Here is a 15446-nt window from a genome sequence, read left to right as displayed (position 1 = left end):
CAACTGCATGGTCCGGCCCCCGACGTCGCGCGGCCTGCCCCACATGCCGTGGCGTCGTCACCGACAGCTCAGATCACAAGGAGACACCACACCAGTGGCAGTCAAGATTCGCCTCAAGCGGATGGGCAAGATCCGCACGCCGTTCTACCGCATCGTCATCGCCGACGCGCGCACCAAGCGCGACGGTCGCGTGATCGAGGAGATCGGCACGTACAACCCCAAGACCGAGCCCTCGACGATCCACGTCGACTCCGAGCGTGCTCAGTACTGGCTCGGTGTCGGCGCGCAGCCGACGGACGCCGTCGCGGCGATCCTCAAGCTCACCGGTGATATCGGCGGTCAGGCGACGCTGAAGCAGCCCGAGCCCAAGCCGAACAAGGCCGAGCTCTTCGACGCGGCCCTGAAGGAGCTTCACAGCGAGCCCAAGAAGGGTGCCACGACGGGCAAGAGCAAGCCCAAGGCTGCTGAACCGGCGGCCGAGGCTCCGGCCGACGAGACCCCGGCCCCCGAGGCCGAGTGATCATGGGTGCGCCCCTGCGGGAGGTCGTCGAGCACCTCGTCGCCAGCATCGTCGAGCATCCCGACGACGTCACGGTCCGCGCCAAGCAGACCCGGCGCGGTGACCTGTACGAGGTCCGGGTCCACCCCGACGATCTCGGCAAGGTGATCGGCCGCGGGGGACGCACCGCCACAGCGATCCGCACCGTCAGCTCGGCCATCGCCGGGTCCGGTGGCGCGCGGATCGACTTCGTCGACGTCGACCGCCAGCGCTGACCCGGCCATGCTGGTCGTCATCGGCCGGATCGGCCGAGCGCACGGCGTGCGCGGCGATGTCACTGTCGACGTCCGCACCGACGAGCCCGAGCGACGTTTCGCTCCGGGCTCGTCGGTCATGTGCGGGGACGGGACCTTGACGGTCGCCTCTGCGCGGCCGCATTCGGGTCGCTTCATCGTGAAGTTCCAGGAGGTCGCCGACCGCACGGCGGCCGAGGCATTGCGTGGTTCCGTGCTCGAGGCCAGGATCGACCCCGACGAGGTGCCCGAGGAGGAGGACGCCTTCTACGATCGCCAGCTCATTGGACTGCAGGCCGTCACCGAGGCGGGGACGTCCATCGGCATCGTGACCGATATCGTGCATCTGCCGGCTCACGACACCCTGGCGATCGATGCGTCCGGGCGTGAGATCCTGGTGCCGTTCGTCGCGGCGCTGGTTCCCGAGGTCGATCTCGACCGCGGTCGCGTGGTGGTCGCCGATATCCCCGGTCTGCTCGACCCCGATGCGGCCGAGGTCTCGGGTCCCGAAGGGTCCTGACCCGCGTGCGCATCGACATCATCACGATCTTCCCCGAGTATCTCGATCCCCTCGCGCTGTCGCTGCCCGGGCGCGCACAGGAGAGAGGCTTGCTGGATGTCCAGGTCCACGACCTGCGGCACTGGACCCACGATCGTCACCGAACGGTCGACGACACTCCGTATGGTGGCGGTGCGGGCATGGTCATGCGCCCCGAACCGTGGGGTGAGGCCTTGGACGCGGTCTGCGCCGACGAGAGCGTGGTCATCGTCCCGACCCCCTCCGGAGAGGTCTTCGATCAAGCCCGTGCCGCCGCCTTGAGCACCGAACCCCATCTGGTCTTCTGCTGCGGCCGCTACGAGGGCATCGATCAGCGCGTCATCGACGAGATCGACGATCGCTGGCAGCTCGCGGAGCTCTCCCTCGGCGACTTCGTGCTGAACGGGGGAGAGGTCGCCGCACTGGCCATCACCGAGGCCGTCGTGCGGCTGATCCCGGGCTTCATGGGCAACCCCGAGTCCCTGGCCGAGGAGTCCCACACCGACGGTATGCTGGAGTACCCCGTCTACACCAAGCCAGCCAGCTGGCGCGGTCGCGACGTGCCGGAGGTGCTGCTTTCGGGCCATCACGGCAATGTGGCGCGCTGGCGCCATGCGCAGGCCGTCGAGCGCACGCGAGCGCGCCGACCGGATCTCGATCCCTCGTGACGCGATCCGGACGCGCCACGCAGATTTAACCTCACCGCGTCCCGTGTTACCGCGACGAAACAGCCGCGGTGGGAGTTCGTAACCGCGTGCGATGAGCATCGGTGCAGTGCCAGTCACGGCAACGCCGCCGTGTCGAGGCTGTACCTTCACCGACACGCAAAGAGGTTGATATGGAACCCGGAACGATCTGGCTGCTGATCACCGCAGCGCTTGTTCTGTTCATGACCCCCGGATTGGCGTTCTTCTACGGCGGGCTGGTCAAGGCGAAGAGTGTCGTCTCGATGATGATGCTCAGCTTCGGTGCGATGGGCCTGGTCTTCGTGCTGTGGATCCTCTACGGATTCAACATGGGCTCCAATGGAGATGACCTCATTGACGGTGTCCTCGCCAACCCGTTCTCGGACTTCGCGTTGAGCGACATGGCTGCCAATGACCCGGCGAGCCTGGCTGGCGTGGCCTTCGGAGCCACCTTCGCGGTGATCACGACGGCGCTGATCTCCGGTGCCGTCGCCGACCGAGCGCGCTTCTTCCCCTGGATGCTCTTCGCCGGACTGTGGGCGACTTTGGTGTACTTCCCGTCGCAGGGCTGGGTGTGGGGACTGGACGCCGACGGGAACCTCACCGGTTGGATCGGCACGTTCGGCTTCGGTGAGACCGAGGTCCTGGACTGGGCGGGCGGAACGGTCGTCCACATCAGTGCCGGTGCCGCGGCCCTGGCGTTGGCCCTCGTCCTCGGGCAGCGTCGGATCGGCTTCACCAAGGAAGAATCCGCTCCGCACAATGTGCCCCTCGTGCTGATCGGCGCGGCTATCCTTTGGTTCGGCTGGTTCGGCTTCAACGCCGGCGCAGCTGGCGACGACGCGACGGGGGCGCTGATCTTCCTCAACACCATCGCCGCACCTGCCGCAGGCATCATCGGCTTCCTGGTCATCGAACACTTCAAGGACGGCAAGGCCACCGCGGTGGGCGCGGCGTCCGGTGTCGTGGCCGGCCTGGTGGCGATCACCCCAGCCTGCGCGAACCTGACCCCCTGGTGGTCGATCGTGCTCGGTCTCGTGGCCGGGGCGGTGTGCTGCTTCGCGATCGACCTGAAGTTCAAGTTCGGGTTCGATGACTCGCTCGACGTCGTGGGTCTTCACCTCGTGGCGGGATTCATCGGCTGCCTGTATCTCGGCTTCTTCGCGACCGACACGGGTCTGTTCACCGGTGGGAATATCGATCAGCTCCTGACCCAGCTCGTCCCGGCGGTCGCGGTGGCGGTGTACTCCTTCGTCATCGCCTACGCCCTCGGCAAGCTGATCGACGCGATGGTCGGCTTCCGCGCCAAGGAGGAGGACGAGATCGCCGGTATCGATCTCGCCCTGCACGGCGAGGGATACAAGTTCGACTGACCCCTAGATCACCCGCATACGCTGTGGGTAGAAGAACGATGATGCGTCGTGGTCGCCGGAGCGACCGCGACGCATCATCGCTTCGCCGCGAGGGCCGGCACGCCCGATTACCGGGAGCATCGGCTGCTGTGGCAGAATGGACCCTCGGTGCCGACGCCTCTGCCACAGGGGAGACCCGTCGCTTGCAGCACCGTCCCATATCGTTCATCGAGTCCGTCGGTGACCTGTGGCATCGATGAGGAGCAGTCATGACCAATGTCGTCGATCAGATCGCTGCCAGCCAACTGCGCAGCGATATCCCCGTGTTCCGCGCCGGCGACACGCTCAAGGTCCACGTCAACATCGTCGAGGGCAACCGCTCGCGTGTTCAGGTGTTCCAGGGCGTCTGCATCAAGGTGCAGGGCTCGGGCATCGGCCGGACCTTCACGGTTCGCAAGGTGAGCTTCGGCGTCGGTGTGGAGCGTACGTTCCCGCTGCACTCCCCGGTCATCGACAAGATCGAGGTCGCGACGCGCGGTGACGTCCGTCGCGCCAAGCTGTACTACCTGCGCAATCTGCGCGGCAAGGCTGCCAAGATCAAGGAGAAGCGCGAGGACTGATCTTCGCGCTCCCCGCCCGAGACGACCCCGCCACGGCGGGGTCGTTTCGCGTTCCAGCGCGCCCCCACCGGTGCTGTCTGGGCGCCCGGTACGCTTCATCGAGTGACGACCGAGAAGCGCCAGCTGCCCGTATGGCAGGAGTCGATCCTGCTGATCGTGACGGCAGTCGTGCTGGCCGTCATCGTCAAGACCTTCTTCGTCCAGGCGTTCTACATCCCCTCTGCCTCGATGGAGCCGGAGATGCAGATCGACGACAAGCTGCTCGTCCAGAAGGTCTCCTACTGGACCGGTGATCCCCAGCGCGGGGATATCATCGTCTTCGACGATCCGGGGGGTTGGCTCGGTTCCGCCGAGTCCTCGGGTCCGGGCAATATCGTGCAGCGCTCGCTCGAGGTCATCGGCCTCTACCCCTCCGGCGGTCATCTCATCAAGCGTGTCGTGGGGGTGGGAGGCGATACCGTCTCCTGCTGCGATGAGGAAGGCCGGCTCCAGGTCAACGGAGAGTCGATCGACGAGCCGTATCTCGCCGATGCCGAGGCGAATGCCGACCGTACGTTCGAGGTGGAGGTGCCGGACGGCTATCTGTGGGTGCAGGGTGACAATCGCGGTAACTCCTCCGATTCGCGCTACCACCTCGGCGATCCCGGCGGTGGATTCATCCGTGAGGACGATGTCGTCGGTAAGGCCTGGTTACGGGTCTGGCCGTTCAGCCGCTTCGGTTTCATCGACGGTACGGATGCCTTCGAGAAGGCGCCGTGACCACACTCCTCTCAGGCCCCACGATCCGCCGCGATGCAGGCCTCTACGGCTATGAGCGAGCGTTGAGTCGCCGTGGCCTGGCACCTATCGCGGGTGTCGACGAGGCGGGCAGGGGAGCCTGTGCGGGGCCGCTGGTGGCCGCTGCGGCCGTGCTCGGCAAGCCGATCGACGGGCTGGCCGACTCCAAGCTGCTGACTCCGAAGCGCCGCGATGCCTGTTTCGATCTCATCACCCAGCGAGCGCGCGCATGGTCGGTCGTCGTGATCGAGCCCGGCGAGTGCGACCGACTGGGGTTGCACCGCGCCAATGTGGCGGCTCTGCGCCGCGCTCTCGCCCGGCTCGAGATCGTTCCCGCCTATGTGCTCACCGATGGGTTCAGTGTCGACGGCCTGGGCACGCCCGGACTCGCCGTCTGGAAGGGTGACCGGGTGTCGGCATCCATCGCGGCGGCCTCGATCATCGCCAAGGTGACGCGCGACCGGATCATGGTGGACCTGCACGAGACATACCCGCAGTACGACTTCGCGGTACATAAGGGATACTCGACCGCGCGGCACGAGCAGGCCTTGCGCGAGCACGGGCCGTGCGCGGAGCATCGGATGACATATGTCAACGTCCAAGCGGTGATGACCGCGGCAGGAGGGCAGCCATGAGGGAGCGCACTCGGTCCGGACGGAGGCGAGGATATGAGCGCTGAGGATCTCGAACGCTATGAGACCGAGATGGAGCTCGCGCTGTATCGCGAGTATCGCGATGTGGTGCGGATCTTCAAGTACGTCGTCGAGACCGACCGGCGTTTCTACCTGTGCAATGCGGTCGATGTGAAGGTCCGTTCGGAGACCGGCGACGCCTATTTCGAGGTGACGATGGCCGATGCGTGGGTGTGGGACATCTACCGGCCCGCCCGATTCGCCAAGAACGTCAAGGTGCTGACCTTCAAGGATGTCAACGTCGAGGAGCTCCAGGACTCGGACTTCAAACTGCCGGAGAGCGACTAGCGGTTTCGGTGTTCTCCTTCCTCCCAGGGGTGAGTTAGCGTCCGTTCTGTGGTGGGTGGCGGTACAGCAGCGTCCATCGGCCGGCGGCGATGGACGCTGACGCACCGGCCACCGCCGGGCGGGTGCATGGAGAACCGGTTATCCACAGAAGCGCGACGGCATTCGGCCGTCCACAGATCGCTCGGCGGCCCTGGTCCAGCGCAGGCGACGGTCGGACGATCGCTGCATGACCTACGCACGGAACAAGGCCCTCGGCGCCTACGGCGAGCGACTCGCCCACGACTTCCTTCGCGAGTCGGGCATGGTGGTGCTCGATCGCAACTGGACCTCGCGCTTCGGTGAGATCGATATCGTCGCGCGCGATGGCGACACGCTGGTGATCTGCGAGGTCAAGACCAGATCGGGAGACGGTTACGGCACCCCGCTGGAGGCGGTGGGCCCCCGTAAGGCGGCCACACTGCGGCGGCTCGCGGCACACTGGCTCGAGGTCAGCGGGTTGCACCCGCCGGCGGTGCGGATCGACGTGGTGGCGGTGGTGGTCCCGGCGCGGGGAGCACCGCGTATCGAGCGCGTGGCGGGAGTCGCCTGATGGCTGGCGCGACACGGTCGGTCGCTCTCGACGGCTTGCGTGGGCGTCCCATCGAGGTCGAGGTCGACGTCTCCTCGGGTATGCCCGGCACGGTTATCGTGGGACTGGGAGACGCGACGGTCAGTGAGGCACGGGACCGAGTGCGTTCCGCAGTGGTCAACTCCGGCACGGGCTGGCCCGAGCACCGCGTCACCATCAACCTCGCGCCGTCCTCCCTGCCCAAGAACGGCTCCCACTACGACCTGGCGATCGCCGTGGCCGTCTTCATGGCCAAGCGTCTCGTCCCCACCGAGGGATGCGCCGACACCGTCTTCCTCGGTGAGCTGGCGCTGGACGGGCGTGTCCGTGCGATCCGCGGGGTGTTGCCGGCGGTCCTGGCGGCGGCCGAGGCGGGAGTCTCGAGGGTCGTCGTGCCGGAGGCCAATGCGGCCGAGGCAGGTCTCGTCCCCGGCGTCGAGGTGGTCGGCGTCCGCTCATTGCGTCATGTGATCGCCTCGCTCACCGGTGAGGAGCCCCCGGTGGACGACCCGCCGGTCGAGCCACTGGAGACCACCCAGGAGGCGGGATGGTCGAGCCGGCGAGTCGACCAGCTGGACCTGGCGGATGTCGCCGGACAGGACGACGCGCGACTCGCCACCGTGATAGCGGCGGCAGGAGGCCACCATCTGGCGATGACCGGGCCACCTGGCATCGGCAAGACGATGCTCGCTCAACGACTGCCGGCCTTGCTCCCGGACCTCGATCTGACCGCCTCGCTCGATGTCAGCGCGGTCCACTCGGTCGCCGGGGTGCTGCCCTCGGACGCCCCGCTGCTGAGCCGCCCGCCCTTCGTCGACCCGCATCACTCGGCCAGCGCCGCGTCGATCGTCGGTGGTGGGAGCCGGCAGATTCGTCCCGGGGCGATGAGTCTCGCGCACCGAGGGATTCTGTTCTTGGATGAGGCTCCGGAGTTCGCGATCAATGTCATCGATGCTCTCCGGCAGCCTTTGGAGAGCGGCACGGTGGTCGTCTCGCGTGCCGCGCAGACCGCGGTGTTCCCTGCACGCTTCCAGCTGGTGCTGGCCGCCAATCCCTGTCCGTGCGGGCACAGCGGCTCGGTCGTCGAACGATGCGAGTGCACCCCTGTCCAGCGCCGTCGCTACGGCGACAAGATCAGCGGACCGGTGCGCGACCGGATCGACCTGCACAGGGTGCTCCGAGCGCCGACTCGTCCCCAGCTCGCCGAGAGTCTCGCGTGCCGGCGCACGAGCGCGCAGTGGGCGGAGGATGTCGGCGAGGCCCGTGAACGCCAGCGGCTGCGTCTGGAGCCGCACGGTGCCCGGCTCAACAGCGAGATCGCGGGAGTCGTGATCCGTAAGGAGCTGCCACCGACTCCACCGGCCAGGATGGTGCTCGAGCAGCAGTTCCAGGGCGGCAAGCTCAGTGCTCGGGCGGTCGACCGGGTATTGCGTGTGGCATGGACCGTGGCTGATCTGGTCGGCCATGGTCAGCCGGATGACGAGGACGTCAGCACGGCCCTGGCTCTGCGGCGGGGCACACCCATCGGCGGCGCGTTGCGCGAGCGTCTGCAGGCGGCCTGATATGGCCGACGTGGACGAATCCATGCGCGGGGCACGGTTGCTGCTGTCCTTGGCCGTGGAGCCGGGCGACCCGCGGCTGCCGCCGGTGCTGGATGCCGAGGGCGGTGCCATAGGGCTGCTGGAGCGGCTCCGGTCCGGCCCTGAGCAGTGGCCGGAGACCTGGGTCAAGGGCCTACGGAGGGCCGAGCGTGACCGTCCCTCGATCGAGCGTGCCGGTCGCGAGGCAGGGCTGCGATGGATCACGCCCGAGGACGAGGAATGGCCGGCGCAGGTGGACGATCTGCAGCACGCCGAGGGGACCTCGGGCGCCGCCGGCGCGCCCCTCGGGCTCTGGTGCCGAGGAGCCGGGGATCTCCGGCTGCTGAGCGATCACGCACTCGCCGTGGTCGGTGCCCGCGACTGCACGACCTATGGGGCTGAGGCGGCGGCCGATATCGCCGCGGTGGCCGCCGATGCCGGATTCGCCATCGTCAGCGGCGCAGCCTTCGGTATCGACGCCTCCGCCCATCGCGGCGGCCTCCTGGTGGGGGATCCCGGTATCGCCGTGCTCGCCTGCGGGGCCGATCTGGACTATCCGCGTGCCCATGCTTCCCTGCTCGGCCGGATCGCTGAGCGCGGGGTGGTGGTCTCGGAGTATCCGCCGGGCGCATCGGCCGCGCGCTCACGCTTCCTGGCACGCAACCGCGTCATCGCTGCTCTGTGCGACGGACTCGTCGTGGTGGAGGCGGCACGGCGCAGCGGTTCGCTGAACACCCTGCACTGGGCCGACCGATTGGGACGTAGCACGATGGCGGTCCCCGGGCCGATCACATCGGGGCAGTCACAAGGAACGCACGAGGCGATTCGCTCAGGTAAGGCCGTGCTCGTCGGCAGCACCAGCGATGTGCTTGCTGAGCTGATCGGTCTGAGTGGGGCGACGCCGCATGGGGAACTCCCTGTGAGCGATCCGCTCGCGGAGTCGGTGCTGCAGGAACTGACCGGTACACCGAGCTCGGTTGCCGATCTCGCGCGAGGCTTGCGCATCGGCACGATGCACGTGCTGCGCGCTCTGCGACGTCTCGAACGCGCCGGACGCGCGCACGAGGAGCACTCCAGATGGGTGTGTTCGGGTGTGTCGGGTGTGGGGGACGGGACGGTCACATCGTCGTGATCTGGCGGCAACATCCATGAGCTTCAGTGGGACGGTGGAAGGGAGACGTCGTGGATCTGTACACCGTCGAGAGCTACCGTCCGGCTCGTGACCGTCGAGACCTGTCGCTGGCTCCCGGAGAACACCTGATCGCCGGGGGCACCTGGATGTTCTCCGATCCCGACCCGCAGGTGACGGGCTTGGTCGACGTCATGACGCTCGATTGGCGTCCGTGGCAGTTCTTCGGTGACCGGCTGGAGATCGCGGCGACGTGCACGATCGAACAACTGGCTCGGCTGCCGCGGCTCGATGATGCGTGGCGGGCGCATCCGCTGCTCGAGCAGGCTTGCGATGCCCTGCTCGCATCGTGGAAGATCTGGCACCTGGCGACGGTGGGTGGCAATGTGGCGCGTTCCCTCGCCGCAGGGGCGATGATCAGTCTGCTGAGCGCCCTCGACGCCCGAGCGACGATCTGGGGGCCCGATGACGATCGGGTCACCCCCGTGGCACATCTGCCGACCGGCAACGGCACCAACTCGCTGCGCCCAGGAGAGGTCATCCGCTCCTTCGAGATCCCTCAACGCACGCTGGAATCACGTACGAGTCTGCAGAAGATAGCGTTATCGACACTCGGGCGGTCGGGTTCGGTGGTGATCGCGCGCCATGACACCGATGGAGAGTTCGTGGTGACGGTGACGGCGGGCACCACCACGCCACGGCAGTTGCGGTATCCACAGGTGCCGAGCGAGGCCGAATTGTGCGGAGATGTCGACGCACTGACCGGCTACTTCACCGATGCGCACGGACCCGCGGACTGGCGCCGAGGGGTGAGCGTCGAACTTGCTGCGCGGGCCCGCAGCGAGGTGTTGGCATGAGCGAGATCTCCCTGAACATCAACGGTGTGCCGAGGTCGCTGCCGGCCAGACCGGGACAGTGCCTGCGTACTCTCTTACGCGAGAGCGGGCATAGCGACGTGAAGAAGGGGTGCGACTCCGGCGACTGCGGCGCGTGCTCGGTGCTGGTCGACGGTCATCCGGTCCACACCTGCCTGTTTCCGGCGATGCGGGCCGAGGGCGTGGATGTCGTCACGGTCAGCGGTTTGGGGGAGCCGGACGCACTCCATCGCGTGCAACAGTCGTTCGTCGATAACTTCGGCTTTCAATGTGGTTTCTGCACCGCGGGCATGATCGTGACCGCGGCGGCCCTCGATGCCGGCGATGTCGACGATCTGCCGCGGAAGCTGAAGGGCAATCTCTGCCGTTGTACGGGCTATCGTTCCGTGCGCGAGTCGATCGAGAAGGCGCTCGGGCCGCAGCATGCTGCCCCCTGCACAGGGCGCGGAGTGGGCGAATCGGTCGTTCCGCCCGCGGCTCAGCGCATCGTGACCGGCCGCGAGCCCTACACCTTCGACGATCTACCCGCGGGAACCCTGCACCTCGCCGTCGTGGGCAGCCCACACCCGCATGCTCGGATCAGGTCGATCGACACGTCGGCAGCCGAGGCGTATCCCGGAGTGCACCTCGTGCTCACGCACCACGATGCCCCCGGCGTGGTCTACTCATCGGCGCGCCATGAGCACCCGACCGATGACCCCGATGACACGGTCTTGCTTGACGCGACGGTGCGTTTCGTCGGCCAGCGAGTCGCCGCCGTCGTCGCCGAGGACGCGATGACGGCCCATCGGGCGGGTGAGCTCATCACTGTCGAGTACGAGACATTGCCGCATGTCGTCGACCCGCACAAGGCACGTCTGGAGGGTGCGCCGCTTCTTCACGAAGGCCGTACGCCACATGACCGGGTCGACCATGCGGGCCGGAATGTGGTCCTCTCCTTCGAGGACGAGCACGGTGACCTCGACGAGGCTTTCGCCGCAGCGCCGCACGTCGTGGAGGGAACGTGGCGCTCCCAACGGCAGAGTCACGCGCAGCTCGAGACACATGGAAGCATCGGGTGGATCGATGACACCGGCCGGTTGGTGATCCGTTCCAGCACGCAGGTCCCCTTCCTGACCCGTGATGCGCTGTGCCGCATCTTCGAGCTGCCACCCGAGAAGGTCCGCGTCTTCGCCGCGCGAGTGGGTGGGGGATTCGGCGGCAAACAGGAGATGTTCACCGAGGATCTCGTCGCCGCGGCCGTCTTGCGTCTAGGACGACCGGTCGCCTATGAGATGAGCCGGTACGAGGAGTTCCTCCGGACCAGCCACCGTCACCCCTTCGAGGTGACGGTGCGGCTCGCAGCGCATGCCGACGGATCGCTCGCCGCCATCGATCTCGATGTGCTCAGCGACACCGGGGCGTACGGCAACCATGCGAGAGGAGTGCTCTTCCACAGTTGTGCCGAGTCGGTGAGCCTGTACCGTGCCGACGCCAAAAGGATCCGCGGCGAGGCGGTTTACACCAATAACCCACCATCGGGGGCGTTCCGCGGGTACGGCCTGGGCCAGGTCATCACGGCGGTGGAATCGGCACTCGACGAGCTGGCGGATCGTCTGCACATCGATCCCTTCGAGCTACGGCGCATCAACGCTGTGCGCCAAGGCGATCCTTTGCTCACCGGACGGCCCCTGCCCGATCCCGATCTGATCTATGGGAGCTACGGTCTCGACCAGTGTCTGGACCTGGCGCAACACGCCCTCGCGGACGGCGGTGATCGTGTACCGGAGGGTTTGCACTGGCGCGTGGGCGAGGGGATGGCCGCGGCCATGATCGCGACGATGGCGCCCTTCGGTCACATCGCACAGGTGTCCGTCAGCGTGGACACCGAAGGGACCTATCGGGCGGGTGTGGGGACCGCCGAGTTCGGCAACGGTTCGCATACCACCCATACCCAGATCCTCGCCCAGGCTCTGAACACCGATCCCTCGCGCATCGTGCTGGACGCATCGGATACCGACAGCGCCACATACGACACCGGGGCCTTCGCCTCGGCGGGGATCACTGTGGCCGGCAAAGCCCTGCACGCTGCCGCGATGTCGTTACGTGCCGAGCTGCTCTCACTGGCACCGGGTGGCGAGCTGGTCCGGGACGGTGTCCTCCTCGAGGATCGGATCGTCGATTTCGCGGCCTTGTTAGAACGCTCGGAGCGTGTCGAGGACGGCGTGCTCACGGCCACCGGTGAGGAGCGCGGCGAGCAGCGATCAGTGGCCTTCAACGTGCATGCCGTGCGTGTCGCGGTCGACACGACCACCGGTGAGGTCCGCATCGTGCGTTCGGTGCATGCGGCCGATGCTGGAACCGTCATCAATCCCGAGCAATGTCGTGGACAGATCGAAGGGGGAGTGGCCCAGGGGTACGGCGCGGCGCTCCTCGAGGAGATCCTCCTCGAGGACGGGCATGTCACCAATCCAGCCTTCCGCGAGTATCGGGTGCCACAGCTCGCCGATATCCCGATGACGGAGGTGATGTTCGCTGACACGAGCGACGATCTCGGTCCCTATGGGGCCAAGTCGATGAGCGAGTCGCCCTTCAACCCGGTCGTCGCAGCGGTGGGTAATGCGATCAGCCGAGCGATCGGCAGACGGCTCTATGAGGCCCCGTTCAGCCGCGACCGCATCTGGCGAGCGATCGCGCAGGGCTGAGGGAGTTCGCGGCTCCGCCCGGGGCCCTTGACTCGGCAGGTCGGGACCTCGGGCGGAGCCGTCGCGATCAGCTCCCGTCGGCGCCGAGCACACGGCTGGCTTCGCGCGCAGCCGACCTGTTCGCGACGCCTGCGCGCGAACCGGCGAGTTTCGCGGCGATGTGCTCGCCGATCGTGATGGGCTCGTAGAGGCTGCCGCCCTCACCTAGGCAGGACTCGATGGTCGAGATCGTCGCGTCAACGTCCCCGTCGTGGAAGAAGGCGGCGCTGCGCCGCCGGCGGATGGTGCCATCGACGATGGGCGGCTTCACGCGGTGCACGGTGCTCAGCCACTGCTCATTGGTCCAGCGGGCCATCAGATCGCCGAGGTTGACCAGCAGCGCCCCGTCGGCGGGCATGACATCGTGCCACTGGCCGTCGGGACCGACGACTTGCAGACCGGCGACCTGGTCGGCCCACAGGACCGTCACGATTCCGTAGTCGGTATGCGCCCCCATCCCGGTGAGATCACCGTCCAGGGTGACCTCGCCGGGCGGTAAAGCGTAGTTGTTCATCCGCAGCACGTCGAGCGAGTGGTCGGTGTAACCGGCGAAGAAGTCGGCGGGCAGGCCCAGCGCGTCGGCGAACATGCGCGTAAGGGTGCGAGCGACACGAGCGGCTTCATCGAAGTACGCGCTGACGGCCTCCCGGAAGCGCGGTACCTGGTCCGGCCAGATGTTCTCGGGGTAGTCGGCTTCGGGCAGATCGACCCCCGGGTAGTCGCTCACCGCGGCCCCGATGTTGAAGGCCTCGAAGAAGTCGTGCATGCGGTTCGAGGGGGCCAGCCCGAGGCTCAGACTGAGCGACTCGGTCTTGGGTGGTGCATAGCCGCGATTGATCTCCGGCGGGGTGCGGTACTCCTTCTTGGCCTCGAGCGGCAGCCCGAAGAAGGCATCGAGGGCATCGGCGAAGGCATCGGTCGTGGCGGTGGGCACCCCGTGTCCGATGATCTGGATGAAGCCGATCGTGCGAGCGGCGTGGTCGAAGGCCCGCGCGGCGGCCTGTCGGTCCTCAGCGGTTCCGTCATCGACATAGGCCGAGATGTCGACCACGGGTACGGCGAAGTCGGTCATGGGATCTCCTTCAGTGCGGTGAATTGCCGTTCTACGTGCTGTCGCAGGGCGGCGCGGTCGGTGTCATCGAGCCAGGTGGCATCGACGGCGGTGTGGGTGAATCGCTCGAACTGCTCGAGCCCGTATCCGAGGGCATCGCTCAGCGCGATGAGATCCCGGGTGGGGTCGGTGCCGAACATCGGGGGGTCATCGGAATCGATCGCGATGGCGAGTCCGGCATTGACCATCTGGGCGATGCGCCGGTGGCTGCCGTCGCCGCTCCCGGAGTATCGTCCGATATCGGAGCTCACCGGGGTGCAGATGAAGGGGACGCCCTCCTCGGCGCAACGACGCGTGATCCGGTCGTTGTCGACGACGTGGTAGCCGTGATCGATACGGCTGCATCCGAGCTCATCGAGCAGGATCTCGATGTGTCGTGGCGGGCCGGTCTCGCTATGTGCTGTCCGTTGTAAGCCCGCTGAAGCGGCGCGCTGGAATACCGGAGCGAAGGGCTCAGGTGGTCCGAGGGCTTCGGCATAGTCGAGCCCGATGCCCACGACCTCGTCGATGCGTTGTTCGATGATGTCATCGAGGAGCGCATCGGCGGCAGCGACCGATTGCTCGCGGTTCAGCCCCACCACGATGCGGCTGTCGATACCGGCGTCGGTGCGCGCATCGCGCATACCCGCGGTGATGCCGTCCAACAAGCGGCGGTAGGGCACTCCGCCGTGGCCTGGGGGGCTGATCTGGATCTCCCGGTAGAGCACTTGGTGGTCGGCGGCGTCGATCAAGGACTCGTAGGTGATGCGGTGGAGGTCATCGAGATCTCGCACCACCGAGCCGACGACATCCAGGACCCGCAGGAACTCGCCGAGGTCCTCATAGCTCGCGTGGTCGTAGAGGTTCTCGGCGCTGCGGCCGTCGAGCGATATGTCGTGCTTTCCCGCGAGCTCGACGACGGTCTGGGCGCGCACGCTTCCCAACAGGTGACAGTGCAGGCTGACTTTGGGCACAGCCCGGAGCACCCGGTGTCGTGGGTTAGGCTGTGGCTGCCCAGAGGCCGCTACCTGATAAGTCACAGTTATCATTGTGCGGCTTGCTCGGTTTCGTGGAGGTAACAGGTGAGCGACGATCTGATCGCAGCCGATGACGAGGACCGTAGAGTCACCGTGCTCATCGGCGCTCGCCTGCGCGCACTGCGCGAGAGTCGTGGGTTATCGATGCGGGCGCTCGCCGCCGCGGCCGGTGTCAGCCAGCCCTTCTTGAGCCAGGTCGAACGCGGGGTGAGCGCACCGTCGATGGTGACGACGTACCGCTTGGCCTCGGTACTGCAGATCGCCCCCGGCGACCTGCTGCCGCCTCCGCAAACTCGTGGGTCGCGCGTCGTACGTGCCCACGAAGGGCGCCGTCTGCCGGTCGTGGATCGTCCCGATGCCGCTGAGGGACGGGTCCTGGTGCTGGACGAGGCGTCCTCGCTGCACATGGTCGAGTACCGCATCGGGGCTGACGAGTGGGTCAGCGAGTGGTTCGAGGCGCGCAATGACACAGGTGTGTACGTGATCACGGGACGGCTCCATATCGAGATCGAGTGCGGCGACTCGGTAGAGCTCGGCCCACGCGACTTCATCATGTTCGGTGCGGGCACGCGCGAGCGGTGGAGCGTGGTCGGTGGGGATCCGGTCCACCTCGTCCTGTCCAGCGTCGACGAGGTCCCGGCGTCCTAGCGACCGTGACGG

17 protein-coding genes are annotated in these 15446 nt (G+C 67.0%); 15 read left to right on the top strand and 2 right to left on the bottom strand.

Annotation, left to right across the window (positions count from 1 at the left end; all coding sequences use genetic code 11):
* The first annotated feature begins 94 nt into the window (after positions 1 to 94).
* The 14 genes from rpsP (at position 95) to BHE97_RS15030 (ending at position 12620) form a co-directional block, all read left to right on the top strand.
* The gene (rpsP, locus tag BHE97_RS15095; RefSeq protein ID WP_087624851.1) at positions 95 to 520 is read left to right on the top strand and encodes a 30S ribosomal protein S16; all 426 of its coding nucleotides are present in this window, start codon (positions 95 to 97) and stop codon (positions 518 to 520) included.
* Between the two features lie 2 nt (positions 521 to 522).
* Positions 523 to 774: an RNA-binding protein gene (locus tag BHE97_RS15090; protein ID WP_087624850.1), complete on the top strand. Its 252-nt coding sequence runs from the start codon at positions 523 to 525 to the stop codon at positions 772 to 774.
* Between the two features lie 7 nt (positions 775 to 781).
* A complete protein-coding gene (gene rimM / locus BHE97_RS15085) occupies positions 782 to 1312 on the top strand; it encodes a ribosome maturation factor RimM (RefSeq protein ID WP_087624849.1) in 531 nt (176 codons plus the stop codon).
* A gap of 5 nt (positions 1313 to 1317) precedes the next feature.
* Positions 1318 to 1998 (top strand): tRNA (guanosine(37)-N1)-methyltransferase TrmD, encoded by a 681-nt coding sequence (trmD, locus tag BHE97_RS15080; RefSeq protein WP_087624848.1) that lies wholly within the window; start codon positions 1318 to 1320, stop codon positions 1996 to 1998.
* A 170-nt stretch (positions 1999 to 2168) separates the two neighbouring features.
* Positions 2169 to 3389 (top strand): ammonium transporter, encoded by a 1221-nt coding sequence (locus BHE97_RS15075; protein WP_087624847.1) that lies wholly within the window; start codon positions 2169 to 2171, stop codon positions 3387 to 3389.
* A gap of 248 nt (positions 3390 to 3637) precedes the next feature.
* On the top strand, positions 3638 to 3988 hold the full coding sequence (rplS, locus tag BHE97_RS15070; RefSeq protein ID WP_087624846.1) for a 50S ribosomal protein L19: 351 nt from the start codon (positions 3638 to 3640) through the stop codon (positions 3986 to 3988).
* A 102-nt stretch (positions 3989 to 4090) separates the two neighbouring features.
* Positions 4091 to 4747: a signal peptidase I gene (lepB, locus tag BHE97_RS15065; protein ID WP_236757719.1), complete on the top strand. Its 657-nt coding sequence runs from the start codon at positions 4091 to 4093 to the stop codon at positions 4745 to 4747.
* Positions 4744 to 5400: a ribonuclease HII gene (locus BHE97_RS15060; RefSeq protein ID WP_087624845.1), complete on the top strand. Its 657-nt coding sequence runs from the start codon at positions 4744 to 4746 to the stop codon at positions 5398 to 5400. The genes lepB and BHE97_RS15060 overlap by 4 nt, the downstream gene beginning before the upstream one ends.
* A gap of 33 nt (positions 5401 to 5433) precedes the next feature.
* Positions 5434 to 5745: a DUF2469 domain-containing protein gene (locus tag BHE97_RS15055; RefSeq protein ID WP_087624844.1), complete on the top strand. Its 312-nt coding sequence runs from the start codon at positions 5434 to 5436 to the stop codon at positions 5743 to 5745.
* 226 nt (positions 5746 to 5971) lie between these two features.
* Positions 5972 to 6334, top strand: a complete 363-nt coding sequence (locus BHE97_RS15050) for a YraN family protein (protein WP_087624843.1) — start codon at positions 5972 to 5974, stop codon at positions 6332 to 6334.
* The gene (locus tag BHE97_RS15045; protein ID WP_087624842.1) at positions 6334 to 7914 is read left to right on the top strand and encodes a YifB family Mg chelatase-like AAA ATPase; all 1581 of its coding nucleotides are present in this window, start codon (positions 6334 to 6336) and stop codon (positions 7912 to 7914) included. The genes BHE97_RS15050 and BHE97_RS15045 overlap by 1 nt, the downstream gene beginning before the upstream one ends.
* A 1-nt stretch (position 7915) precedes the next feature.
* A complete protein-coding gene (gene dprA, locus BHE97_RS15040; RefSeq protein WP_170931444.1) occupies positions 7916 to 9064 on the top strand; it encodes a DNA-processing protein DprA in 1149 nt (382 codons plus the stop codon).
* 50 nt (positions 9065 to 9114) lie between these two features.
* Positions 9115 to 9918, top strand: a complete 804-nt coding sequence (locus tag BHE97_RS15035; RefSeq protein ID WP_087624877.1) for an FAD binding domain-containing protein — start codon at positions 9115 to 9117, stop codon at positions 9916 to 9918.
* Positions 9915 to 12620: a molybdopterin-dependent oxidoreductase gene (locus BHE97_RS15030; protein ID WP_087624840.1), complete on the top strand. Its 2706-nt coding sequence runs from the start codon at positions 9915 to 9917 to the stop codon at positions 12618 to 12620. Before BHE97_RS15035 ends, BHE97_RS15030 begins: the two co-directional genes overlap by 4 nt.
* Positions 12621 to 12687: 67 nt before the next feature.
* Here the strand turns inward: BHE97_RS15030 and BHE97_RS15025 are convergent, their stop codons facing one another.
* Together BHE97_RS15025 and BHE97_RS15020 are read right to left on the bottom strand one after the other, a co-directional pair.
* The gene (locus BHE97_RS15025) at positions 12688 to 13731 is read right to left on the bottom strand and encodes a 2-oxoglutarate and iron-dependent oxygenase domain-containing protein (protein WP_087624839.1); all 1044 of its coding nucleotides are present in this window, start codon (positions 13729 to 13731) and stop codon (positions 12688 to 12690) included.
* Positions 13728 to 14798: an adenosine deaminase gene (locus BHE97_RS15020; RefSeq protein WP_087624838.1), complete on the bottom strand. Its 1071-nt coding sequence runs from the start codon at positions 14796 to 14798 to the stop codon at positions 13728 to 13730. The genes BHE97_RS15025 and BHE97_RS15020 overlap by 4 nt, the downstream gene beginning before the upstream one ends.
* Positions 14799 to 14831: 33 nt before the next feature.
* On the opposite strand from BHE97_RS15020, the gene BHE97_RS15015 reads away from it, so the two are divergent.
* Positions 14832 to 15434 (top strand): helix-turn-helix domain-containing protein, encoded by a 603-nt coding sequence (locus tag BHE97_RS15015; protein ID WP_201791465.1) that lies wholly within the window; start codon positions 14832 to 14834, stop codon positions 15432 to 15434.
* The last annotated feature ends 12 nt before the right edge of the window (positions 15435 to 15446 follow it).

The sequence above is a fragment of the Aeromicrobium sp. PE09-221 genome (assembly GCF_002174305.1).
Lineage (GTDB): Bacteria > Actinomycetota > Actinomycetes > Propionibacteriales > Nocardioidaceae > Aeromicrobium.
This window is presented reverse-complemented; position numbering and strand designations above follow the sequence as displayed.